The sequence below is a fragment of the Pseudomonas sp. Wu6 genome, from assembly GCF_019891515.1.
In the GTDB taxonomy this organism is placed as follows: Bacteria; Pseudomonadota; Gammaproteobacteria; order Pseudomonadales; family Pseudomonadaceae; genus Aquipseudomonas; species Aquipseudomonas orientalis_A.
The window spans coordinates 110,670-134,098 of sequence record NZ_JAFLXH010000014.1; the positions used below are offsets into that span (position 1 = coordinate 110,670).

At 61.1% G+C, this 23,429-nt stretch carries 21 protein-coding genes; 12 read left to right on the forward strand and 9 right to left on the reverse strand.

The features are described from left to right. Window positions 1-10: 10 nt before the first annotated feature. A complete protein-coding gene (efeO, locus tag J1G34_RS12400) occupies window positions 11-829 on the forward strand; it encodes an iron uptake system protein EfeO (RefSeq protein WP_065884616.1) in 819 nt (272 codons plus the stop codon). Window positions 830-912: 83 nt separating this feature from the next. On the opposite strand, the gene pssA is transcribed toward efeO, so the two are convergent. Continuing rightward, window positions 913-2,256, reverse strand: coding sequence for a CDP-diacylglycerol--serine O-phosphatidyltransferase (gene pssA / locus J1G34_RS12405; RefSeq protein ID WP_122462947.1), 1,344 nt, complete (start codon window positions 2,254-2,256; stop codon window positions 913-915). A 124-nt stretch (window positions 2,257-2,380) separates the two neighbouring features. On the opposite strand from pssA, the gene J1G34_RS12410 reads away from it, so the two are divergent. Both J1G34_RS12410 and J1G34_RS12415 read left to right on the forward strand, forming a co-directional pair. Next, complete coding sequence (locus tag J1G34_RS12410) at window positions 2,381-2,944, forward strand: TetR/AcrR family transcriptional regulator (protein WP_122561848.1); 564 nt, start codon at window positions 2,381-2,383, stop codon at window positions 2,942-2,944. A gap of 52 nt (window positions 2,945-2,996) precedes the next feature. Next, on the forward strand, window positions 2,997-3,476 hold the full coding sequence (locus J1G34_RS12415) for a nuclear transport factor 2 family protein (RefSeq protein ID WP_122561847.1): 480 nt from the start codon (window positions 2,997-2,999) through the stop codon (window positions 3,474-3,476). 456 nt (window positions 3,477-3,932) lie between these two features. Here the strand turns inward: J1G34_RS12415 and J1G34_RS12420 are convergent, their stop codons facing one another. After that, window positions 3,933-5,090, reverse strand: coding sequence for a PQQ-dependent sugar dehydrogenase (locus J1G34_RS12420; protein ID WP_222994126.1), 1,158 nt, complete (start codon window positions 5,088-5,090; stop codon window positions 3,933-3,935). 11 nt (window positions 5,091-5,101) lie between these two features. Beyond that, on the reverse strand, window positions 5,102-5,416 hold the full coding sequence (locus J1G34_RS12425; protein WP_222994127.1) for a hypothetical protein: 315 nt from the start codon (window positions 5,414-5,416) through the stop codon (window positions 5,102-5,104). 204 nt (window positions 5,417-5,620) lie between these two features. Here J1G34_RS12425 and ku point away from each other — a divergent pair, with 204 nt between their 5' ends. Both ku and ligD read left to right on the forward strand, forming a co-directional pair. Beyond that, window positions 5,621-6,460 carry a non-homologous end joining protein Ku gene (gene ku, locus J1G34_RS12430; RefSeq protein WP_065893324.1) on the forward strand — a complete coding sequence of 280 codons (840 nt, stop codon included), beginning with the start codon at window positions 5,621-5,623 and terminating at the stop codon, window positions 6,458-6,460. A 24-nt stretch (window positions 6,461-6,484) separates the two neighbouring features. Next, entirely contained in the window at window positions 6,485-9,010 is a 2,526-nt protein-coding gene (gene ligD, locus J1G34_RS12435; RefSeq protein WP_122462939.1) for a DNA ligase D, read from the forward strand. A 21-nt stretch (window positions 9,011-9,031) separates the two neighbouring features. On the opposite strand, the gene lpxO is transcribed toward ligD, so the two are convergent. Together lpxO and J1G34_RS12445 are read right to left on the reverse strand one after the other, a co-directional pair. Further along, window positions 9,032-9,931, reverse strand: a complete 900-nt coding sequence (gene lpxO, locus J1G34_RS12440; protein WP_065896914.1) for a lipid A hydroxylase LpxO — start codon at window positions 9,929-9,931, stop codon at window positions 9,032-9,034. A gap of 266 nt (window positions 9,932-10,197) precedes the next feature. Then, window positions 10,198-11,490 carry a Wzz/FepE/Etk N-terminal domain-containing protein gene (locus J1G34_RS12445; RefSeq protein WP_122462938.1) on the reverse strand — a complete coding sequence of 431 codons (1,293 nt, stop codon included), beginning with the start codon at window positions 11,488-11,490 and terminating at the stop codon, window positions 10,198-10,200. A 382-nt stretch (window positions 11,491-11,872) separates the two neighbouring features. Here J1G34_RS12445 and J1G34_RS12450 point away from each other — a divergent pair, with 382 nt between their 5' ends. The 4 genes from J1G34_RS12450 (at window position 11,873) to J1G34_RS12465 (ending at window position 16,845) form a co-directional block, all read left to right on the forward strand. Beyond that, window positions 11,873-12,259, forward strand: coding sequence for a TIGR03067 domain-containing protein (locus tag J1G34_RS12450; RefSeq protein WP_065893328.1), 387 nt, complete (start codon window positions 11,873-11,875; stop codon window positions 12,257-12,259). Between the two features lie 222 nt (window positions 12,260-12,481). Next, window positions 12,482-13,720, forward strand: coding sequence for an MFS transporter (locus tag J1G34_RS12455; protein WP_222994128.1), 1,239 nt, complete (start codon window positions 12,482-12,484; stop codon window positions 13,718-13,720). 142 nt (window positions 13,721-13,862) lie between these two features. Continuing rightward, entirely contained in the window at window positions 13,863-15,449 is a 1,587-nt protein-coding gene (locus tag J1G34_RS12460) for an ABC-F family ATPase (protein ID WP_082632055.1), read from the forward strand. 223 nt (window positions 15,450-15,672) lie between these two features. Further along, window positions 15,673-16,845 (forward strand): MFS transporter, encoded by a 1,173-nt coding sequence (locus J1G34_RS12465; protein ID WP_122560802.1) that lies wholly within the window; start codon window positions 15,673-15,675, stop codon window positions 16,843-16,845. Here the strand turns inward: J1G34_RS12465 and J1G34_RS12470 are convergent. Further along, a complete protein-coding gene (locus J1G34_RS12470; protein WP_065884582.1) occupies window positions 16,839-17,876 on the reverse strand; it encodes an alpha/beta hydrolase family protein in 1,038 nt (345 codons plus the stop codon). The genes J1G34_RS12465 and J1G34_RS12470 overlap by 7 nt on opposite strands. A gap of 191 nt (window positions 17,877-18,067) precedes the next feature. Continuing rightward, window positions 18,068-18,679 carry an FMN-dependent NADH-azoreductase gene (locus J1G34_RS12475; RefSeq protein ID WP_122562068.1) on the reverse strand — a complete coding sequence of 204 codons (612 nt, stop codon included), beginning with the start codon at window positions 18,677-18,679 and terminating at the stop codon, window positions 18,068-18,070. 126 nt (window positions 18,680-18,805) lie between these two features. Here J1G34_RS12475 and J1G34_RS12480 point away from each other — a divergent pair, with 126 nt between their 5' ends. Then, complete coding sequence (locus J1G34_RS12480) at window positions 18,806-19,714, forward strand: LysR substrate-binding domain-containing protein (RefSeq protein ID WP_065896918.1); 909 nt, start codon at window positions 18,806-18,808, stop codon at window positions 19,712-19,714. After that, window positions 19,711-20,067 carry an MmcQ/YjbR family DNA-binding protein gene (locus J1G34_RS12485; RefSeq protein WP_065896919.1) on the forward strand — a complete coding sequence of 119 codons (357 nt, stop codon included), beginning with the start codon at window positions 19,711-19,713 and terminating at the stop codon, window positions 20,065-20,067. Before J1G34_RS12480 ends, J1G34_RS12485 begins: the two co-directional genes overlap by 4 nt. Here the strand turns inward: J1G34_RS12485 and J1G34_RS12490 are convergent. Together J1G34_RS12490 and J1G34_RS12495 are read right to left on the reverse strand one after the other, a co-directional pair. Then, window positions 20,056-20,439: a DUF1294 domain-containing protein gene (locus J1G34_RS12490; RefSeq protein WP_065893334.1), complete on the reverse strand. Its 384-nt coding sequence runs from the start codon at window positions 20,437-20,439 to the stop codon at window positions 20,056-20,058. The two genes, J1G34_RS12485 and J1G34_RS12490, sit on opposite strands and share 12 nt — an antisense overlap. Then, complete coding sequence (locus tag J1G34_RS12495) at window positions 20,436-21,266, reverse strand: undecaprenyl-diphosphate phosphatase (protein ID WP_065884577.1); 831 nt, start codon at window positions 21,264-21,266, stop codon at window positions 20,436-20,438. Before J1G34_RS12495 ends, J1G34_RS12490 begins: the two co-directional genes overlap by 4 nt. Window positions 21,267-21,494: 228 nt before the next feature. Between J1G34_RS12495 and J1G34_RS12500 the strand changes: the two genes are divergently transcribed. Continuing rightward, window positions 21,495-23,129 carry a methyl-accepting chemotaxis protein gene (locus J1G34_RS12500; protein ID WP_222994129.1) on the forward strand — a complete coding sequence of 545 codons (1,635 nt, stop codon included), beginning with the start codon at window positions 21,495-21,497 and terminating at the stop codon, window positions 23,127-23,129. Window positions 23,130-23,429 lie beyond the last annotated feature (300 nt).

Consider the following 23,429-nt stretch of genomic DNA (forward strand, 5'->3'; position numbering starts at 1 on the left):
ATACCGTCCCATGAAAAAGTCGACCCTCGCGTTGTCGTTGCTGATCACCCTTTCGCCACTGGCCGCGTTCGCTGCCACGGCACCACTGGACCTGGTAGGGCCGGTGTCCGACTACAAGATCTACGTCACCGAAGAGATCGGTGAACTGGTCACCCAGACCCAGGCCTTCACCGCCGCCGTGAAAAAAGGCGACCTGGCCACCGCGAAAAAACTCTACGCGCCGACGCGGGTGCACTATGAGTCCATCGAACCGATTGCCGAGCTGTTCAGCGACCTCGACGCCTCCATCGACTCACGGGTCGACGACCACGAAAAAGGCGTGAAGGCTGAAGACTTCACCGGCTTTCACCGCATCGAATACAGCCTGTTTTCCGAGAACACCACCCAGGGCCTCGACGCCCTCACCGACAAGCTCAACAGCGACGTGCTGGACCTCAAGACCCGCGTGGACGGCCTGACTTTCCCACCGGAAAAAGTCGTCGGCGGTGCCGCAGCGCTGCTTGAAGAAGTGGCCGCCACCAAGATTTCCGGCGAAGAAGACCGCTACAGCCACACCGACCTGTATGACTTCCAGGGCAATATCGACGGTGCGAAGAAAATCGTTGACCTGTTCCGTGGCCAGATCGAAAAGCAAGACAAGGCATTCCTGGCCAAGGTCGACAAGAACTTTGCCACCGTGGACAAGATCCTCGCCAAGTACAAGACCCCGGATGGCGGGTTTCAGACCTACGATAAGGTCAAGGATAACGACCGCAAGGCCCTGGTGGGCCCGGTCAACACCCTGGCCGAAGACCTGTCGATGCTGCGCGGCAAGTTGGGCCTGAACTAATCGGGCCTGAGCCAGGCCGCCTGCGCAAAAAAACACCCAGGCCCCGTGGGGAGCCTGGGTGTTTTTTTATGGGCCGGGTGAGTTTACAGAATCCGGTACAGCAACCGCTCGATACGCACCCTGCTCACCCGCCGCAGGAACTTGCCCACCGCCGCCGGATAATCTACCAGCGTCTGCAATTGCTGGTAACCGGCAATGCGCGTGGCGTGCTGGAAAATATGCGCCAGCTCCTGCGCTCGCGGCGCCAGCCATTCGCCCTTGGGATCGTCGATCAGCAAGGCGTTTTCCAGGTCGAGCCGAAAAGCCCTGGGGTTGAGGTTGTTGCCGGTCAGCAAGGTGTAACGCTCGTCGACCCACATGCCCTTGAGGTGGTAGCTGTGGTCACCGTCACGCCACAGGTGCAGGTTCAACTGGCCGCTGTCGATCATCGGCTGGTGGCGCTTGGCAAAGCGACGCAGGCTGATCTCATACAGATAAGGCAAGGCTGCGATCACCTTGAAAGGTTCGCTGGGCGGAATGTAGAAGTCGTTGGCGGTCTTGTCGCCGACGATGATGTCGATCTTCACGCCGCGCGCCAGAGCCCGGTTGATCTCTCGAGTCACCGGCAACGGCAGGTTGAAATACGGCGTGCAGATCGTCAGTTGCTGCTGGGCACTGGCGATCAGTTCCAGGATCACCCGGCTGAGCGGGTTGTTCTTGCCCACACCGAGCAGCGGGCTGACCTGCAAGTGCCCGTTGGGCAACTGCCCGGCACTGGTGTCGTACGTCGCATGCTTGAGGCGGCTGCGCAGGTCACCGATGTCGTTGCGCAGGCTGCGGGTGGTGGGCGGGTTGGGCAGGTCGAGGCGATGCACCGCCTTGGACGCCACCAGGCCATGCTCCACCAGGTGCTGCATGGAATCGGCCAGCGGCTGGCTGTGGATCAGGTGATAACGGTCGAAGCGGTACTTGTCGAACTTGTGCAGGTACACATTGTTCAGGCTGGCGCCGCTGTACAACACCGTGTCGTCGATCACAAAGCCCTTGAGGTGCAATACGCCGAACAATTCGCGGGTTTGCACCGGCACGCCGTATACCGGCACTTCAGTGGTATGGCTCTGGGTCATGGCCTGGTACCAGGCGCTGTTGCCCGGCTGCTTGCCCGCGCCAATCAGCCCACGCTGGGCGCGCAGCCAGTCGACCATCACCACGATGTCCAACTCCGGCCGTGCGGCCTTGGCGGCGTGCAGTGCGTCGTAGATCTCCTGCCCCGCTTCATCCTGCTGCAAGTACAACGCAACGATGTAGATGCGCCGGGTGGCCTGCGGGATTTTCTCCAGCAGGCAACGCCGATAGGCAGCGGCGCCGGACAGCACCTCGATGGCCTCGGTGGACACTGGGAAACCGCGCAGTTTGGGCAACAGGGAGCGTTTGAAGAACGACGGCATAAGGCTCGCAAAGGGTCGAATCCGAAGAGGCCCAAAGCTTACACCATGAGGATGCTCAGGTCTCGTCAGCGCTAACCGAAAAAGCTCCTTGACCAAGAAGAACGATCGTTCTACTGTTTAAGTCATGAACGATATGACCTCTAATGAAACACGCGACATCATTCTCGACGTTACCGAGAAGCTGATTTATCGCCATGGCATCGCGGCCACCGGCATGGACTTGCTGGTGAAAACCGCCGGCGTCTCGAGAAAGAGCATCTACCGCTATTTCGCCAACAAGGATGAACTGGTGATTGCCGCCCTGCAGCGCCGCGACGAACGCTGGATGCACTGGCTGCGCACGCACGTGGAGCGCAGCAACGACAGTGGCGAGCGCCTGCTGGCGCTGTTCAGCGCATTGAAAAGCTGGTTCGGCTCGGCGGATTTCCGCGGCTGTGCCTTTATCAATACCAGTGGCGAGACCGGCAACGCGCAAGACCCGGTGCGCCTGTTGGCCAAGGCCCACAAACGCAAACTGTTCGAGTACGCACTCGAGTTATGTCACGCACATGGCACCCCCGACCCGGAGCGGCAGGCCGCACAACTGCTGATCCTGATCGATGGCGCCATTACCGTTGCTCTGGTGATGGGTGATTCAACGGCTGCCGATAATGCGCAGGATATGGCGCGAAGATTATTGGCACTTTGAACCGCATGCCTGGCAACTTTCGATCCACTGTATTGCTTTCAGGAGTTGCTCTATGTCCACTGACGCAGAAGTACGCCCGCCACTGCCGCCCTTTACCCGCGAATCGGCCATCGAAAAAGTGCGCCTGGCCGAAGACGGCTGGAATTCCCGCGACCCGCATCGGGTTTCACTGGCGTATACGCTGGACACCCAATGGCGCAACCGCGCCGAGTTTGTCCACAACCGCGAACAAGCCGAGGGTTTTCTCACGCGCAAATGGGCCAGGGAACTGGACTATCGATTGATCAAGGAGTTATGGGCGTTTACCGACAATCGCATTGCCGTGCGCTATGCCTACGAATGGCACGATGACTCCGGCAACTGGTTTCGCTCATACGGTAATGAGAATTGGGAATTCGATGAGAACGGCCTGATGGCCAACCGCTTTGCGTGCATCAACGACCTGCCGATCAAGGCAAGCGAACGCAAGTTCAACTGGCCGTTGGGGCGGCGTCCGGATGATCATCCGGGGTTGTCGGAATTGGGCCTGTAACCTGTGGGAGGGGGCTTGCCGCCGATGAGCATAGGCATCTACACAACTCTCTAGCGCCCAACCGTAACCACGATGCGCAGCGAGTCGCTCTTGATCTTGATCTGCTTTTGATCTCAGGCGCCCCGTTAAACCACGCTGGCCGAACGCAGGCTTGAATCCGTGGGCAACCCGGCAGGACGCCGGGTTAGCCGCACTGGGCCATGGATGGCCCATTGCGGCGGCCCACGGATTCAAGCCTGCGTTCGGGCACACCGAGCCCAGGCGAGGTGCCGAGTGGTGGGGCAAGAGCCCTTTGGTTACTTTGGGGCTTTTCCAAAGTGACCCGCCGTCAGGGCGGAACCCTAAGTGGCCATTACCGCAGAAACGGATATGTACTCGATCTGATCCAACATCCTGGTCGGCCCAGAGGCCGCCATCGGGGGCAAGCCCCCTCCCACATTCGTCAGCTATATCTGCCTAGTCCTGATCCAGCCCGACGCGGTACAGCACGCCATCATCTTCATCCGTCAGCACATACAGAAAACCATCCGGCCCTTGCCGCACGTCACGAATGCGCGCTTTCAAATCACCCAGCAAACGCTCCTCATGCACAACCTTGTCACCCTCGAACTGCAATCGAATCAGCTCCTGGCTGGCCAATGCGCCGATAAACACGTTGTGCTGCCAGGCCTTGAACCGATCGGCGTCGTAGAACGCCATGCCACTGATCCCCGGTGACTTCTCCCACACATGGTGCGGCGCTACGGTGCCTTCGGCGGTCTTGCCCTTGGCCTCGGGAATCGGCGCAAGCGAATAGTTGATGCCATGCGTGGCCAACGGCCAACCGTAGTTCTTGCCGCGCTCGATGATGTTGATTTCATCCCCGCCACGTGGCCCGTGTTCGTTTTCCCAGATCGTCCCGCTCCACGGGTTCAGCGCCAGGCCCTGCGGGTTGCGCTGGCCGTAGGACCAGATTTCGGGGCGTACCCCGGGCTGGCCGACAAACGGGTTGTCGTCGGGTACGCGGCCGTCCGGGTAGATGCGCACGACCTTGCCTTGCAGCTTGTCCAGGTCCTGGGCAGTGGGCCGGTCGTTGTTTTCGCCCAGGGTCACGAACAGGTAGCCGTCACGGTCAAACGCCAGGCGCGAACCAAAGTGATTGCCGGTGGACAGCTTGGGCTCCTGGTGCAGAATCACCGTAAAGTCCTTCAAGCCACTCAAGTCATCGGCCAGGCGCCCTCGCCCCACGGCGGTCCCGGCCTTGCCATCCTTGCCGCCCCCTTCGGCGTACGACAGGTAGACCAGGCGGTCTTGCTTGAAGTCGGGCGACAGCACCACGTCAAGCAAACCGCCCTGCCCCTTGGCCCACACCTGCGGCACGCCCGTCAACGGCGCGGAAAGCTTGCCGTCCTGGCTGACGAAACGCAGCTGGCCGGGAAGCTCGGTCACCAGGAAGCCTTGCCTGTCCGGCAGGAAAGCCACCGCCCAGGGATGATGCAGGCCCTTGGCGACCGGCGTCGCCGTGACGCTGCCTTGCTCACTGGGAAACTGTCGGCCCTCGGCGGCTTGAGCCACTGCCAATGGCAGCAGCGTGGTTGCGCACAGGGCGGCTAGCAGGGTTTTGCGTAGAAACATAAGACGAGTCCTTACCGGCGATTGCCGTTGGCATCATAGGTGGGCGCTTGGGTTTCGGTGGTCGGGCGACTGGGCGCGGGGTCGCGCTTGGGATAGCGATTGCCGATCCCGCCGTTTTGCACCGTAGGCCGAGGGTTGCTCGGGGCGGTCTGGATGCCGCGAACGGCCGGCGCATTGGGCTGGGTGCCCTGCATGCTGTTGGGGTTGGCCCGATGAATGGGGCTGTTGTTGGAATCGTATTGGCCCGGCAGGGTTTGCGCCTGGACCACGGGGGCCAGGACCAGCCCCAATGCCAGCACGGCCAGATAACGCCTACAACTGTTCATGACGATGCCTCTCTATGTCGAGTAGTGCTATGTCGAGTAGTGCTCGTGCTTTCGATAACACGCTACCCCAGGGGTTCGGCTGGCGACATTAAATTGTTTCTCATCAGGTGTAACAGGATCTGTCCGAGCATCCAGCCGCCGAAACTTTTGCCTGGGCCCATGAGTCACCAGAACACAGGCTTATTCTTTGAAGGAGAGGTATCTATGCCCCGGGCAATCTGGAAAGGCGCCATCAGCTTCGGTCTGGTTCACATCCCGGTCTCGCTGGTGTCGGCGACATCCTCCCAAGGCGTTGATTTCGACTGGCTGGATAAACGCAGCATGGACCCGGTGGGCTACAAGCGCATCAACAAGGCGACCGGAAAAGAGATCAACAAGGAGAATATCGTCAAGGGCGTGGCGTATGAAAAGGGTCGCTACGTGGTGCTCAGCGAAGAGGAAATCCGCTCGGCCCACCCGAAGTCGACCCAGACCATCGAAATCATCGCCTTTGTCGCCAGCGACCAGATTCCCCTGCAGAACATCGACACGCCCTACTTCCTGGCCCCGGACAAGCGCGGCGGCAAGGTCTATGCGCTGCTGCGCGAGACCTTGAAAAAAACCGGCAAAGTCGCCCTGGCCAATGTGGTGTTGCACACCAAGCAACACCTGGCTGCACTGATGCCGCTGGAGTCGGCGCTGGTGCTGGTGATGCTGCGCTGGCCCGCCGAAGTGCGCAGCCTGGATGAACTGGAATTGGGCAGCGACGTGATCAAGCCGACCCTGGCCAAGGGTGAGTTGGACATGGCCAAGCGTCTGGTGCAAGACATGAGCGCAGACTGGCAGCCCGAGGAGTACCGCGACAGCTTCCAGGAAAAGATCATGGCGCTGGTGGAGAAGAAGGCCAAGGCCGGCAAGATCGAAGACGTCGAATCGACCGAAGGCAGCGAAGAGCGCAAATCCGCCGATGTGATCGACCTGACCGAACTGCTCAAGCGCAGCCTGGCGGGCAAACCTGCGGCGAAAAAACCCGCAGCGAAAAAGTCCAACAAAAAGGCCTCTTGAGCCTGCCATTGGCTGGAGAACGACATGGCAAAGCCCCTGGGCGAGTACAACCGCAAACGCGACTTCGAGATTACCGCCGAGCCGGCCGGCGAGTCACCGGCCGGCAAGCGCAACGCGTCGGCCCTGAGCTTTGTGATTCAGAAGCATGCTGCGCGCAACCTGCACTACGACTTTCGCCTGGAACTGGACGGTGTGCTGTTGAGCTGGGCCGTGCCCAAGGGACCGAGCCTGGACCCGAGCCAGAAACGCCTGGCGGTGCACGTCGAGGACCATCCCCTGAGTTATGGCGGCTTTGAAGGCAGCATTCCCGCCGGGCAATATGGCGCAGGCGATGTCATCGTGTGGGACCGCGGCATCTGGCAACCCCATGACGATCCGCACAAGGCCTATGCCGCCGGCAAACTGAAATTCGGCCTGGTCGGCGAAAAACTCACGGGCGATTGGACCTTGGTGCGCACCCGGCTCAAAGGCAGCGGTGATAAGGAACAATGGCTGCTGATCAAGGAAAAGGACCAACAGGCGCGTCCCTCGGCTGAGTACGATATCGTCGCGGCCCAACCCGCCAGCGTGCTCAGCGATGCGGTGGTCGGTAAACCCAAGGCCAAGACCAAAACGCCAGCGAAACCCAAAGCGGCGCCCAAGGCGAGCACGCGCAAGGCGGCAACCGCCGTGCCCGAGGCATTCTCCCCGCAACTGGCAACCCTGGTCGATCGGGCCCCCGAAGGTGACTGGCACTACGAGATCAAATTCGACGGTTACCGCATCCTGACGCGCATCCTCAAAGGTGAGGTACGCCTGTTCACCCGCAACGGCCACGACTGGACCGAGCGCCTGCCGCGCCAGGCCAAAGCCTTGCAAGCGCTCAAACTCAAGGACAGTTGGCTGGATGGCGAAGTGGTCAGTCTCAACGACGACGGCTTGCCGGATTTCCAGGCCTTGCAGAATGCCTTCGACATCGGTCGCAGCCTCGACATCGTTTACTACCTGTTCGATGCGCCGTTTCTTGACGGCCGCGATCAGCGCGAGGAACCGCTCGAAAGCCGTCGCGCGGCACTTGAATCCGCCCTGTCCGCCAGCAAGAGCAAGCTGCTGCGTTTCTCCGAAGCCTTTGCCGCCGACCACCGCGACATTTTCCAAAGCGCCTGCGACCTGGCCCTTGAGGGTGTGATCGGCAAGCGCGCCGGCAGCCCTTATGTGTCCAGCCGCAGTGCCGACTGGATCAAGCTCAAATGCCGGTTGCGCCAGGAGTTCGTGATTGTCGGCTATACCCGCCCCCAAGGCTCGCGCACCGGGTTTGGTGCGCTGCTGCTGGCGGTCAACGACGACGCCGGGCTGGTGTATGCCGGGCGTGTGGGCACCGGTTTCGACCAGGCGTCGCTTAAAGCCATCTACGCCCAACTCACCCCGCTGGAGCGCACGGACTCGCCGCTGCAAAAACCGTTGACCAGCGCCCAGGCGCGCGGCGTGCACTGGGTTGAGCCGCGCCTGGTCGGTGAAGTGCAATTTGCGCAATGGACCCGGGAAGGCCTGGTGCGCCAGGCTGCATTTGTGGGCATGCGCACCGACAAGCCCGCTGAGCAGATCATTCATGAACAGCCGCGTACGGCCACATCGGTGACGGCGCCAAAGGCGAAAAAGCCCGAGAAGGCGGTGAAAACCGTAAAAGCCATGAAAATCACCCACCCTGATCGTGTCATCGACACGCAGAGCGGCACGCAAAAGCAGGCACTGGCGCAGTTCTACGCCGATATCAGCGCATCCATCCTGCCCTTCCTGCGCAACCGGCCCGTCTCGCTGCTCAGGGCGCCGGAGGGCATCGAAGGCGAACAGTTCTTCCAGAAGCATTCCGAGCGCATGACCATCCCGCACATCAAGCAGTTGGACCAGGCACTGGACCCCGGCCATGCCCGCCTGATGGAAATAGACAGCGCCGATGCCCTGATCGGCGCGGTGCAAATGGGCACGGTTGAGCTGCACACCTGGGGCGCGACCACAGACAAGATCGAAACCCCCGACCTGTTCGTCCTTGACCTCGACCCGGACCCCGCCCTGCCCTGGAAGTCCATGCTGGAAGCGGCGCAGTTGACGCTGTCGGTACTGGATGAAATAGGTTTGCAGGCCTTCGTCAAAACCAGCGGTGGCAAAGGCTTTCACCTGATCGTACCGCTGGCGCGACGGGATAACTGGGACACCGTCAAAGCATTCGCCAAAGCCATCGCCCAATTCATGACCCGGCAACTGCCGGAGCGCTTTACCGCCACCAGCGGCCCGAAGAACCGCGTGGGCAAAATCTTCATCGATTACCTGCGCAACGCCCGCGGCGCCAGCACGGTGGCGGCTTACTCCGTGCGGGCACGTCCGGGCCTGCCGGTGTCGGTGCCCGTCAGTCGGGATGAACTCAATGACTTGCGCGGCGCCCAGCAATGGACAGTGGCCAATCTGCACGAACGGTTGCGCGATTTGAAGGATGACCCTTGGGCTGGCTATGCCAATCGTCAGAAGATCAGCAAGCGAATGTGGGACAAGCTGGGCGCGAAGCCACCGAAGTGATTCGCGCCCACGCGGATCGAATCAGATCAGAATGAAGATCAGCGCCAAAGCGGCGAAGATTGCCCATTTTTCCAGGTAATAGCGCGTGCGATTGCGCTTTTTGAGCTCCTTGCCACGCAACCTGATTTTGTATAGGCGGGTAAAGGCACGATTGAGTGCGCCGGTCTTGTCGCCCTCGTCGTTGGGCGACCCCGCAGCGGCCATCACATTGCGGCTGAACCAGCGGTTGAATGCGGCCGCCCAGCGGTATTTCATCGGCCGTTCGATGTCGCAGAACAGAATGATGCGGTTATGCGACGTGGTGTTCTCGGCATAGTGAATGTAGGTCTCGTCAAACATCACCGCTTCGCCGTCGCGCCAGTAATAGCTTTCACCGTCCACATTGATATAGCAGCCCGGATCGTTCGGCGTATCCAGCCCCAGGTGATAACGGTAGGAACCCGCGTAAGGGTCACGGTGACGCACGAGCTTGGAGCCCGGCGGCAGCTCGGCGAACATCGCGGCCTTGATCGAGCCGATGCTTTGCACCAGTTCGGTGGTGCGCGGGCACAGTTTCATCGCTGAGGGATGACTGTCGCCGTACCATTTGAGGTAGAAGCGCTTCCAGCCGGACTTGAAGAACGAATTGAAACCCACATCGTTGTACTGCTGCGAACGCTTGATTTCCCCGGCGCGCATCAGGTTCTGGCCTTCCTGGCGAATCTCTTCCCAGTGCTCCTGCAACGGGCGCAGGTCCGCAAAGTCGCTGGGCGACAGAAACGGGCGGCTGGGTTGCTTGGAGAACAGGTACAGGAAGCAGTTGATCGGCGCCAGGAATGTCGAATGATCGCTGAGCTGGCGGCCCAGCTTGTGTCGCACCCGGCCACGCAGGTGTACATACGCGATGGAGGCAACGTAGAGAGCAACAATGATGAGTTTCAAGGGATTCGTCACACGTCAGGGAGAGAACAGGCTGCTCCTGCGTGCCCACAACGGCCGAGGATGGATAAGCAGCACCTGAAATCACAATTCACATACAGGTGACACGACCGGCTGGAGGACCATGCGATGTGTGACCATTGGCGGTTATTTAGCCATACTTTGTAACCAAAGGTTAACTAAGAATTGTGAAAAGCTGTCTATGAAGTGTGCTGGGGGGATGAGCGGGCGGGCCGCAAGACCCGCCCACTGGAGGGCGGTGCGACGGCTTACAGTTGATCGTCCTTACGCTCACGGCGGGAAAAACTGCTGTCTTCCAATGCCGAGAACGGCACGACTTCGCGTCGGGTCAACACCAGGTGGCGGACCAGCGCGATCACCAGGCCCAGCAGCAAACCGCCCACCACGCTCAATGCAATGACCAGGGCTTTTTTCGGTTTGACCGGTGACAGCGGCTCCTGGGCGCGGCGGTCGATCGTCACCAGTTTCAGGTTGCTCATGTCGATGTTCAAACCACGCAGCCTGGCGATTTCGGCGCGCAGCGGTTCTACGTCCTGGAGGAAAATGTCTTCATTGCCACGTTTGCGCAGCACTTCAACTTCGCGGTTGGCGTCCAGCAACCGCAGTTCCTTGCCAATTTCGGCAATACGCGGGTTGGTGAAGTCATCGCTGGTGCGCTTTTGCAGCGAGGCGCGCTCGGCCTCCAGCGCCTCGGTACCCATGAAGTACAACGGAATCTTCTGATTGTTGACCTCGGTGCGCATCACCTGGCTTGAGCCGGTTCGCGTGGCGTCGGCCATCGACGATGGCGTGGTCGGTGTCCTGATGCCCATGGACTGGGCGATGCCGATGGCTTCAGCCAATTCCGCCAGGCGGTTGGTCCGTTCCATTTTCATCTGCAGGCGCAGGGCGCTGAGCTCATCTTCCAATTGGGCGCGCTTGAGCCGGTCGGCTTCGAGCAGCTTGGCGATCTTCGATTCCTTGTCGGTGTCGTAGTTGGCACGGGCCGCGTCGATCTTGCCCTTGAGCTCATTGAGGCGGTTGTTCACGATGACCTTGAGGTCGGCCCCCACCTGCTGACGCTCTGCGGCAATGGCGTAGTCAACAAAGCCGTTGAGGATTTTCACCCCGTCGACATCGGTCGGATACTGCAATTCCAGGCGAATGTAGTTGCTCAGCGAATCGGCCTTCTTCGGGTCCGGCAGGATCAGATTGACCGAGTTGCGATTGAAGTCTTCAAAACTCTGCTCCAGGGTTTGCCCTGGCTTCTTGAACGCCTTGAACAACTCCTCATGGTCCTTGAAGAAGCCCAGGCGCGCCTCGTAGGAGTCCAACTGCGCGCCTACTTTGAGCAACGCATCAGCGGGCGGCAATTTATACACTTCGGAGCGGTTCAGTGCGTCCAGTTCATTGATCGCCGCAGGCCGCAGCACACTGCTGACTTCAAAGGTCTTGGGTGCCAGAAAGGCATACCCCGCCCCCAGGATCCCCGCCAGAACCGTACACCCCACGATCAGCTTCTTCTGCCGCCATATGGCATTGAACAATTCAAACAGATCCATTTCATCAGACGCTACAGCGGGCGTGAGCGAGGAACTTCGATTCAAAATAAGAACACCTTAATTTAATACTAAAAGGCCATCACTTAGCGGAAGCCCTAGCGGCTTCAAGTCAGGGACAACGCCCTGAACACGGCCGACCAATGGCAGTCTGACCACTTAGGCTGACGAAAAATCCCACGGCTTTAGGGATTATTTCTGCTTTATGCCGACGTGTAGTCACGAAGATATTTTTATGTGGGACTTATCACGCTATAAGCGTAGTCAATCCAACATGAAAAAGCTGTCAAATAGCTGTCGCATAAAGAAAAAAATCTCGTTATCCGCAGTGTTGTTACATTGCCGATACAATTGCCCGCCTCTCCCCTCAGCAAAAGGAAGTTGCATGCCATCCTCTTCAGCCACGGACTATCGCGCCCTCCAAGGTGCCTGGGAGCAAATCGCTCTGGAAGACAATGGCGTGCTCAACCCGCCAGATGCACATAGCGCGCCAGGTGCAATTACCACCATCAGTGCCGATACATTCGAAGTCGTCACCGTCGAGGGGGAAACCCTGTTGGCGGGCCGTTTTGTGCTGGACGCCGACACCACGCCTAAAAGCATTACCTGGGTGGACGCCATCGGCGCGGACGCCGGCAAGTCACTACCGGCCAGCTATCACCTGGATGGCGATCATTTTGTGTTTATCGCCGCCGATGCAGGCATGCCCCGGCCCACCGTATTCAGCACGGGCCCGGGGCAGACCATGCGCACCTTCGTGCGCAGGGCATGAACGGCCTGCTTTCGCGGATTGATCACAGCATTTTCACAAGGCCTTCACTTTGCGACCTATAGGGTGAAGCCTACCTACTCCAGTGAATCCCTTGGCCCGCCTCTGCTTGCGGGCTTTTTTTTGCGCCTGAAATTGCCTGGCGACCGCGAACTAATTACCCGGCGTGCAGGTCATTACCCCAACGCATGTCCAGCCCCGGACGGCGCTCTGGAAGATAGCATCGTGGCCCATCACTCAGACCTGCGCACTGCCTTGTCCCTGGACAGCCTGAATTTCTTCCTCGCGGATGTACGCGACGGCCTGGGGCCGTACCTGGCGATTTACCTGCTGGCGGTACACCAATGGGACCCGGCCAGTATCGGCGTGGTCATGACCCTGGCCGGGGTCGCCGCGTTGCTCACCCAGGGCCCGGCGGGTGCGCTGATCGACCGCACCCGCAGCAAACGCGCGGTGATTGCGGTTGCCGCGCTGCTGGTCACGCTCAGTTGCCTGATGCTGCCCTTCGTCAGTTCATTTGGCTGGGTGGCGCTGACCCAGGCCGCCAGCGCCATCGCCGCCTCGGTGTTCGCCCCGGCGATTTCCGCGATTTCCCTGGGCATCACCGGCCCGCGCGCGTTTACCCGGCGTACCGGGCGCAACGAAACCTTCAATCACGCCGGCAACGCCGTCGCGGCATTGCTGGCCGGCGGCCTGGCGTATCTGTTCGGGCCGGTGGTGGTGTTCTACCTGATGGCGTTTATGGCCGTCGCCAGTGTCGTCGCCGTCAGTTGCGTCCCGGCCAAGGCGATCGACCACGAGGTGGCCCGTGGCTTCGACCCGGCTCACCACACCGACCATGAGCAGCCCTCGGGCCTGCGCGTGCTGCTCGCCAACCGTCCGCTGCTGCTGTTCGCCATTTGCTGCGCGCTGTTTCACCTGGCCAATGCCGCGATGCTGCCGCTGGTCAGCCAGAAACTGTCGCAGATCAACCTGCAGATGGCCACGCCGTTGACCTCGGCCTGCATCGTCGCGGCTCAGCTGGTGATGGTGCCGACGGCGATGCTGGTGGGGATCAAGGCCGATGTGTGGGGGCGCAAGCCGCTGCTGCTGGCCGGGTTCATGATCCTGCCGCTGCGCGGCGTGCTCTACACCTTGTCCAACGACCCCTATTGGCTGGTTGCCGTGCAGATGCTCGATGGCATCGGCGCGGGCATTTTCGGCGCGCTGTTCCCGGTGATCGTCAAGGACTTGACCCAAGGCACCGGCCGCTTCAACGTCAGCCTCGGCGCGCTGTCGACCGTGTTTGGCCTGGGCGCGGCACTGAGCAGCAGCCTGGCCGGCTTCGTGGTGCAAATGGCCGGCTACAACGCCGCCTTCCTGACCCTGGCCGGGGTGGCCGCCGCCGCATTGCTACTGCTATGGCTGGCCATGCCGGAGACATTGGCTAAACCAACCTTCGCTGGCCATACAACTGTCGCCTGACATATGCGACAATGCGCGCCAAATTCCAACACACATCCCAAATTTTCCGTTCAGCGACCGGGTTTCGCGCCTTGATGTCGCTGTTGACGCATGCCTGAAGGCACCTGCCGTCACGCTCGCAACCCATTGATAGGTAAAGTAATTGATCTCCACAGCTAACATCACCATGCAGTTCGGCGCCAAGCCGCTCTTCGAGAACGTCTCGGTCAAGTTCGGCGCTGGCAACCGCTATGGTTTGATCGGTGCCAACGGTTGCGGCAAGTCGACCTTCATGAAAATCCTCGGCGGCGACCTCGAGCCGTCCGGCGGCCAGGTCATGCTGGAGCCGAATGTGCGCCTGGGCAAGCTGCGCCAGGACCAGTTCGCCTACGAACAATTCACCGTGCTCGACACCGTGATCATGGGCCACGAGGAGCTGTGGAGGGTCAAGGCCGAGCGTGACCGCATCTACTCGCTGCCGGAAATGAGCGAAGAAGACGGCATGGCCGTGGCCGAGCTGGAAACCGAGTTCGCCGAGATGGACGGCTACACCGCCGAATCCCGTGCCGGCGAGCTGCTGCTGGGCCTGGGTATTCCACTGGAACAGCATTTCGGCCCGATGAGCGAAGTGTCGCCCGGCTGGAAGCTGCGCGTATTGCTGGCCCAGGCGCTGTTCTCCGATCCGGAAGTGCTGTTGCTCGACGAACCGACCAACCACCTGGACATCAACACCATTCGCTGGCTGGAAAACATCCTCACCCAGCGCTCCAGCCTGATGATCATCATCTCTCACGACCGTCACTTCCTGAACAGCGTGTGCACCCACATGGCTGACCTGGACTACGGCGAGCTGCGCCTGTTCCCGGGCAACTACGACGAATACATGACCGTGGCGACCCAGTCCCGCGAGCAACTGCTGTCGGACAACGCCAAGAAGAAGGCGCAGATCTCCGAACTGCAATCCTTCGTCAGCCGCTTCTCGGCCAACGCCTCGAAAGCCAAGCAGGCCACTTCCCGTGCCAAGGCGATCGACAAGATCCAACTGGCCGAGGTCAAGCCGTCAAGCCGCGTGAGCCCGTTCATCCGTTTCGAACAGAACAAAAAGCTGCACCGTCAGGCGGTCATGGTCGAGAAGATGGCCAAGGGTTTTGACGGCAAGCCGTTGTTCAAGGACTTCAGCTTCCAGGTTGAAGCCGGCGAGCGCGTGGCGATCATCGGCCCGAACGGTATCGGCAAGACCACCCTGCTGCGTACCCTGGTCAACGAACTGACCCCGGACGCCGGCAGCATCAAGTGGACCGACGCCGCGGAACTGGGTTACTACGCCCAGGACCACGCCCATGACTTCGAAGACGACGTCACCCTGTTCGACTGGATGGGCCAGTGGACCCAGGGCGAGCAGATGATTCGTGGCACATTGGGCCGCATGCTGTTCTCCAACGACGAAATCCAGAAGTCGGTAAAAGTGATCTCCGGTGGTGAACAAGGCCGCATGCTGTTCGGCAAGCTGATCCTGCAAAAGCCGAACGTGCTGATCATGGACGAACCGACCAACCACTTGGACATGGAATCCATCGAAGCGCTGAACCTGGCGCTGGAGAACTATCCGGGTACGCTGATCTTCGTCAGCCATGACCGTGAGTTCGTATCGTCCCTGGCCACCCGCATCATCGAGTTGAGCGCCAGCGGCGTGATCGACTTCAGCGGCACCTATGACGACTACCTGCGCAGCCAGGGTGTGGTGTTCTAAGAACAGCACTCAGCTGCAAGCTGCAAGAAAAAGCCCTGTCCCAGTGACAGGGCTTTTTGCATGCACACGCCTGTAGGAGCGAGCTTGCTCGCGAAAAACCTCAGAGCACCGCGCAGAATCAGGCAACCCGCGTTATCGTTGACGCTCTTCGCGAGCAAGCTCGCTCCTACAGTCGTGCGGGATATGCCATGATGCTTCTACCGCCCCCAGCGATTGACTATTCATGCCCGCCGCCCCCTCCTCCCTGTCGATCACCCTGCAGATCGTCTCCATCGTCTTCTACACCTTTATCGCGTTTATCTGCATCGGCCTGCCGATTGCTGTGATTCCAGGCTATGTGCACGAGCATCTGGGCTACAGCGCAGTCGTTGCCGGCGTGACCATCGGATCGCAGTACCTGGCCACCTTGCTCAGTCGGCCGATGGCCGGGCGCATGTCGGACAATGTCGGCACCAAGCGTGCGATTGTGCTGGGCCTGGCCGGTATCCTGATCAGTGGCGTGCTGACGTTTATCGCCGTCCTGCTTGAGCACTTGCCGGCGCTGAGCCTGGCTATCCTGATCGCCGGTCGGCTGCTGCTGGGCGTGGCCCAGGGTTTGATTGGCGTCGGCACCATCAGTTGGTGCATGGGCGCGGTCGGTTCCGAGCATACGGCCCGCTCGATCTCCTGGAACGGCATCGCCTCCTACGGCGCAATTGCCATTGGCGCGCCGCTGGGGGTGGTGATGGTGGCCGATTACGGCTTCGCCAGCCTGGGCCTGGCGCTGGCGGGGTTGGCCGCGCTGGGCCTGGTGCTGATCCGCAATAAACCTTCGGTACCGGTGGTGCGCGGCAAGCGCCTGCCGTTCTGGGCGGTGTTCGGCCATATCGCACCGTATGGCGCCAGCCTGTGCCTGGCCTCGATTGGCTACGGCACGTTGACCACGTTTATCACCCTGTATTACCTGAATCGCGGCTGGACCGGCGCGGCGTACTGCCTGACGGTGTTCGGCGCGTGTTTCATTCTGTCGCGCCTGGTGTTTATTTCCGCCATCAGCCGCGTCGGTGGTTTTACCGCCGCCATCGCCTGCATGGTCATCGAAACCCTGGGCCTCGCGCTGCTGTGGTTGGCGCCGTCGACCGGCGTGGCGTTGATTGGCGCAGGGTTGGCCGGCGTCGGTTTGTCACTGGTCTACCCGGCGCTTGGCGTGGAAGCCATCAAGCGCGTGCCGGACAGCAGCCGGGGCGCCGGGCTGAGTGCGTTTGCGGTGTTTTTCGACCTGTCCCTGGCGATTGCCGGGCCGTTGATGGGCGCCGTGGCACTGAACCTCGGCTACGACTGGATCTTCTTCTGCGCGGCGCTGCTGTCAGTGACCGCGCTGGTATTGACCGTGCAGCTCAAGCGTCGCGCTTACTGATCAGCGGTCTGCAACCCGGCGCGGGTCGCCTCGCCGAGGGTGTGACTGAAAAAGCGCCCGGCCTCGGAGACCAGGTCGCGGTGGATGCCCTCACGGTCGACGCCATCGGCATCGGTACAGATGGCCGGCATCGTCGCCAATTGATCGCTGTCACACGGTGCCATGAACACGAAGTGCCCTGCCCCGGCCAGCAGTTTGAAGTCCGGCGGCTGCGGCAGTTTGCGCGCCAAAGCGGCGGCGTTTTTGTCCACGGCCACCAACTGGTCACCATCGCCGCTGTAGAGCAGCACCGGTACGTGCACGTCGGCCAGGGTATGGCGACCGAACATCAGGCTCAGCGGCGCCATCAGCATCAGCGCATGGATGCGCGGATCAGCCTGGGGCTGCAAGTCGTCACGGTCGACCACCAGCTCGCCCTTGGTGGTGCAGGCGTCACGGTCCTCCGGGCGCTGCTGGCAATAGCGGCGCAGGCGCTCGAAATCCGGTTTGGCACCCGCCAGGATCAACGCGGTTTCGCCGCCGGCCGAATAGCCGATCACACCCACCTGGTCGATGTCGACGAAGGGCGACAGCATCGGGTCGTTCAACGCCGCGGTGATGGCCTGTGAAATCTGGATTGGCCGACCATACAAATTGCTCACGGTGCCCAGGCGGCTATGGTCCTGGTAGTTGTCGCCGGGGTGCAGCACCGCCACCACCACAAAGCCCTTGCGCGCCAGCGAGGTGGCCAGATCATGCAGGGCCAGCGGTGTGCCGGTATTGCCATGAGACAACATCAGCATCGGGAAACGGCCGATGGCAACCTTGGCGTCTTCGCCCGCCGCCACGTGGTAAGGGCCCAGCGCCGTGGTGTGTTCGGCGTCGGTGGAAGGGTAAAACGCAATGGCCTTCATCGGCTGCGAATCCAGCGGGTCGAGAATGCTCATGCGATGAAAGCCCACACTCCAATGCGGGTGCGGCGCAGGCGCGGCGTGCACTGAAAGCAGGCCGCCGCACAGGGAAAGAACCAAAACAGCACAGAGACGCATCATGGGGATGTCCACCTTTGCTGCATGAGAACCGGCAGTCCGTCTAAAAATTCCCGGGTATTGAACCCAAGCTGCATAACCTGGGCCATAAATGGAAAAACTCCGTACTCCGCTCGCGCTCAGGCGATCAGAATACAGAGTTTAGGCGCTCGGCTTCAGATTGAAACCGGGCGAGGCGAACATTTACACAAGCCTTACGCGGCGGCGAACAATTGCTCGCTGATCAGCACGTTGGCGTCGCTCAACGCTTTGCTGCGCATTTCGTCGCTGTAGGCCAGTCCTTCGGCGCGTACGATTTCGATATCGGTGATGCCGAAGAAGCCAAACAGCAGCTTCAGGTAGCCTTCATGGGCGGCACCGGATGCCTGGCCGGCATGCAGGCCGCCGGCAGTGGAGACAATGATGACTTTCTTGTTGCCGCACAGGCCTTCGGGACCGGTTTCGGTGTAGCGGAAGGTCTGGCCGGCGACGGCGATACGGTCGATCCAGGCTTTGAGCTGGGTCGGGATGGTGAAGTTGTACATCGGCGCGCCGACCACCACGGCGTCGGCGGCGAGGAACTCAGCCAGCGACGATGCGCTCAGTTCGGCTTCATGCTTTTGCGCGGCATTGCGCAGTTCAGCAGCGGTGCCCAATGCGCTCAGGGTCGCGCCGGAAAAATGATTGATCCCTTCGCTGGCCAGGTCACGGTAAGTCACTTCCACGCCCGGCTCGGCGGCTTGCCATGCCTTGACCACGCCGGCGCTGAGCTGACGCGAAGCCGAGTTGTCGCCGAGGATGCTGGAATCGATATGCAACAGTTTCATGGTGGGGTCTCCGAGGTGGGATCGACAGGGGCGATCAGATGGTGGTGATGCTACGCACCTAATCAATCATCGATAAGCCACCTGGAATGCGATAGATTGTCCCACTGACAGGACAATAGGCCCAGCATGCAAGACCTTAACGACCTCTATTACTTTGCCAAAGTCGTCGAAGCCGGCGGTTTCGCCGCCGCCGGGCGTTTATTGGGGATTCCCAAGTCGCGGCTGTCGCGGCGCATTGCCGAGCTGGAGGAGCGCCTGGGCGCACGCCTGCTGCAACGCACCACGCGGCAACTGACCCTGACCGCCGTCGGCGAACGCTACCTGCGCCACTGCCAGGCAATGCTGGTGGAGGCGGAAATGGCCGATGAGGCCGTGGCCAGCATGTCCACCGAGCCCCGGGGGCGCCTACGGGTCACGTGCCCGGTCGGGCTGGCTCAGCAGATCATGCCGGAACTGGTGGCCGGGTTTCTCGCCGCGCACCCGCTGGTGCAGTTGGACATGACGCTGGTGAATCGTCGCGTCGACCTGGTGGCCGAAGGCATCGACGTGGCGTTGCGCGTACGCGAGTTAGGCGACGAAGACCCGCTGCTGGTCACCAAACGCCTGCGCCGGGCGCAAACTGTGCTGGTGGCCAGCCCGGCACTCCTGCGTGACCGCCGGGTAGAGACCCTGGAAGAACTCAGGCAATTGCCGATCATGGGTGCACTCGAGGCGGACCGCATGGTGCACCAGCGCATCATCGACCCCCAGGGCAACGCCCATGAGCTGGTCATGGAGGCTCGCCTGGGCATCGAAGACTTCATCGTACGCAAGACCAGCGCCCTCATGGGCGTGGGCTTCACGGTGCTGCCGATGATGGATTGCGAAGAAGAACTGGCCAACGGCCGGCTGGTGCAACTGTTGCCGCAATGGTCGTTGCCCGGCGGCTGGCTGCAGGCCGTTTACCCGCACCGGCGCGGCGTGCTGCCGGCGATTCGCGCCTGGATCGACTATATGGAAGAGGGCTTCAAAGGCTGCGGAGACCGTCTGTTATGAGCATGACCGAAGCACAAGTCGCGGCGTTCTGCCTGAGCCTGCCGGGGGCGCGCGAGGACTACAAATGGGGCGGCGTGCGGGTGTTCTCGATTGCCGGCAACAAGATGTTCGCGTTGCAGAACCTGCGCGGCGACTCCCTGGCGTTCAAGGTCGACAAGGCGCTGTTCCTCGGCCACGTTGATCGCCCGGGCATCCACCCGGCGCCGTACCTGGCACGTGCGCAGTGGATCATCATGAACACGCCCTACCCGCTCGGTTCCGAGGAACTGCGTGGCTTGTTGCAGCGCTCGCACCAGCTGGTGGTGAGCAAGCTGCCCAAGCGCACACAGGTCGGGTTGGTGCTAGAGGATTGACAGTAGCGTGCCGCCGAGAAACAGCTGGTCCAGCCAGAACACCTGGTGCAGCAGCACGATCACCCAGAACAGCACCTGGTAGGACACCTTGCGCGTCTTGTGCCGGAACACCTGCTGCGCGATCAACGCCCCCGGCCAACCGCCCGCCAGCTCGACGGCGTGCAGGATGTTTTCCGGGATGCGCCGGCCCTCGGTCTGCGCCTTGCGCTTGTCGCTCCAGTACAGAAAGAACGCCACCACGCTGACCACGCCGTAGGCTGCCAGCGGGATCACGGTCTCCCCGCGATACCACAGCAGCGCCGAACCCAGCAGCGGCGCCGCGCACAGCAGCACCAGGAGCAACGCTTTCAGGCGTGGGTGCTGGATGTTCATGGTTTGACGGCGGTCCAGTCGATCCAGCCGAATTGCCAGGTCGCCAGGATCACCAGGCCGAACGCGATGCGGTACCAGGCAAAGGCCGCATAGCTGTGGTTGGCGATGAATTTGAGCAGGCCCTTGACCGCGATCATCGCGAAGATGAACGAGGTGACAAAGCCAATGGCGAACACCGGCAGGTCCGCCGGCTGGAACAGGTCGCGGTATTTGTAGCCCGAGTACAGCGCAGCACCGACCATGGTCGGCATGGCCAGGAAGAACGAAAACTCGGTAGCGGTCTTGCGCGACAGGCCGAACAACAGGCCGCCGATGATCGTTGCACCGGAGCGTGAAGTGCCCGGGATCATGGCCAGGCACTGCGCCACGCCGACCTTTAGCGCGTCCTTCCAGGTGATCTCGTCGACAGTTTGCGCATGCACCGCATGTTGGCGACGTTCAGCCCACAACATGATCACACCGCCCACCACCAGGGCCGTGGCCACGGTGATCGGGTTGAACAGGTAATGCTTGATCAGGTCAGCGAAAATCACCCCCAGCACCACCGCCGGCAACACGGCGATGATCAGGTTCACGGTGAAACGCTGGGCGTTGCGCTGGGTGGGCAAGCCGATGACTACGTCGAGGATCTTGCGGCGAAATTCCCAGACCACGGCGAGGATCGCGCCCAGCTGGATAATGATATTGAATGCTTCGAAACGCTCACCGCCGAAGTTGATCAGGTCGGCGACGATGATCTGGTGGCCGGTGCTGGAGATCGGCAAAAACTCCGTCAGCCCCTCGACCACGCCAAGAATCAGTGCCTGTATGGCGGTCCAAAAATCCATGCTTTCTCCAAAGGTCACGCGCCTGGCGTGCCTCCTAGTGTTTTTTAAAGTTCACTGACAACGAGCGCACTGCAGCGCCCGGCGTTGATTCTCAATGCCGGAATGCAAAAATTCCGTGAAAAATCAGGCAGTACTCAGGTTTTTCGATTACGGGCCGAAAGCCTATCAGACAAGCCGCAAAAGTCGATGCAACACCCACAATTATAAAAGGCTCGGAGTGACAGGACGATGAACAGTTTGCGCAATATGTCGATCAGCCGGCGCCTCTGGCTGATCCTGATAGTCGCCGTGCTGATGCTGCTGACCTTGGGCGCCCTGATGCTCAAACAGATCCATGATGACCTCTACCAGGCCAAGCGCCAACAGACCCAGCACGTGGTGCAAACCGCCAGCGGCGTGCTCGGCTACTACCAGAACCTGGAAAAGACCGGCGCACTCACCCGTCAAGCGGCGCAGCAACAAGCCCTGAGCGCGGTGCGCGGCCTGCGGTACGACCACGATGACTACTTCTGGATCAACGACCTCACCCCCGTGATGATCATGCACGCGGCCAACCCCAAGCTGGACGGCCAGAACCTCTCGGCGATCCGCGATCCGGACGGGTTTGCCGTGTTCAATGAATTCGTGAGCCTGGCCAGGGCCAAGGGCGCCGGCATCGTCAATTACCGCTGGCCCAAGCCTGGGGCCGAGGCGCCGGTGCAGAAAACCTCATACATCCAACTGTTCGAGCCCTGGGGCTGGATCATCGGCTCGGGCGTCTACGTGGACGACGTGCAGGCCGAGTTCAGCGTCCAGGTGTGGAAAGCCTCTGCTATCGGCCTGGCCATTGCGCTGGTCATGGCCCTGCTGGTGCTGTTGATCGCGCGCAGTATCGTGCAGCCGTTGCAGGCGGCGGTGACTGCGATGGCCAACATCGCCAGCGGCGAAAGCGACCTGACCCGCAGCCTCGACACTCACGGGCGTGACGAGGTCACCCAGTTGTCCCGGCACTTCAATACCTTCACCGCCAAATTGCGCCAGGTGGTCGGCCAATTGCAGGTGTGTGCCAACGGCCTGGGCGAGTCGTCCACCGAGTTGGGCCACAACGCCAGCCAGGCCCACGACCGCAGCCAGCAGCAGTCGCAACAGATGGAACTGGTGGCCACCGCCATCAATGAAGTCACCTACGGCGTGCAGGACGTGGCCAAGAATGCCGAGCACGCCGCCAGCGAAATGCGCGATGCCCAGGCCCAGGCGGAGCAAGGCCAGGTCAACATCGACAGCAGTTTGCAGCAGATCGACCAGCTTTCGGGCACCATCAGCCAGGCCGTGGAGGTGATCCGTACCCTGTCCAGCGAAAGCACCCAGATCGGCGGCGTGCTGGAAGTGATTCGTTCGATTGCCGACCAGACCAACCTGCTCGCCCTCAACGCCGCCATCGAAGCCGCACGCGCCGGCGAACAGGGCCGTGGGTTTGCAGTGGTAGCCGATGAGGTACGCCTGCTGGCCCAGCGCACGCAAAAATCCACGGCCGAAATCCAGGCAATGATCGAGCGCCTGCAAGGGCATTCGGAAGCGGCGGTCAAGGTGATCAGCGACAGCCACAGCGCCTCGCAACTGACCATCGAGCAAGCCGGCCTGGCCGGTGCGAGCCTCAATGCGATCGGCCAGGCGCTGCATAATCTCAACGGCCTGAATGCCTCGATTGCCAGTGCCACTCTGCAACAGGCGCATGTGGTGGAGGACATCAATCAGAACGTCACCCAGGCGGCCGGGCTGTCCCACAGCACCGCGCTGGCGGCTGAGCAGTCGAGCGTGGCCAGCGCGCAGTTGCGGGGTTTGAGCGAGCAGCTTGACGGGTTGTTGCGCCAGTTCCGAATTTAGCCCTGGGTTAAATTGTGGGAGGGGGCTTGCCCCCGATGACGGCCTCAGGGCCGACCAGGATTTTGTGTCGATCCTGGGCCAAATGTGGGAGGGGGCTTGCCCCCGATGGCGGCCTCAGGACCGACCAGGATTTTGTGTCGATCCCGGTCCAAATGTGGGAGGGGGCTTGCCCCCGATGGCGGCCTCTAGGCCGACCAGGATGTTGGATCAGATCGAGTACATATCCGTTTCTGCGGTAACGGCCACTTAGGGTTCCGCCCTGACGGCGGCTCACTTTTGAAAAGCGCAAAAGTAAGCAAA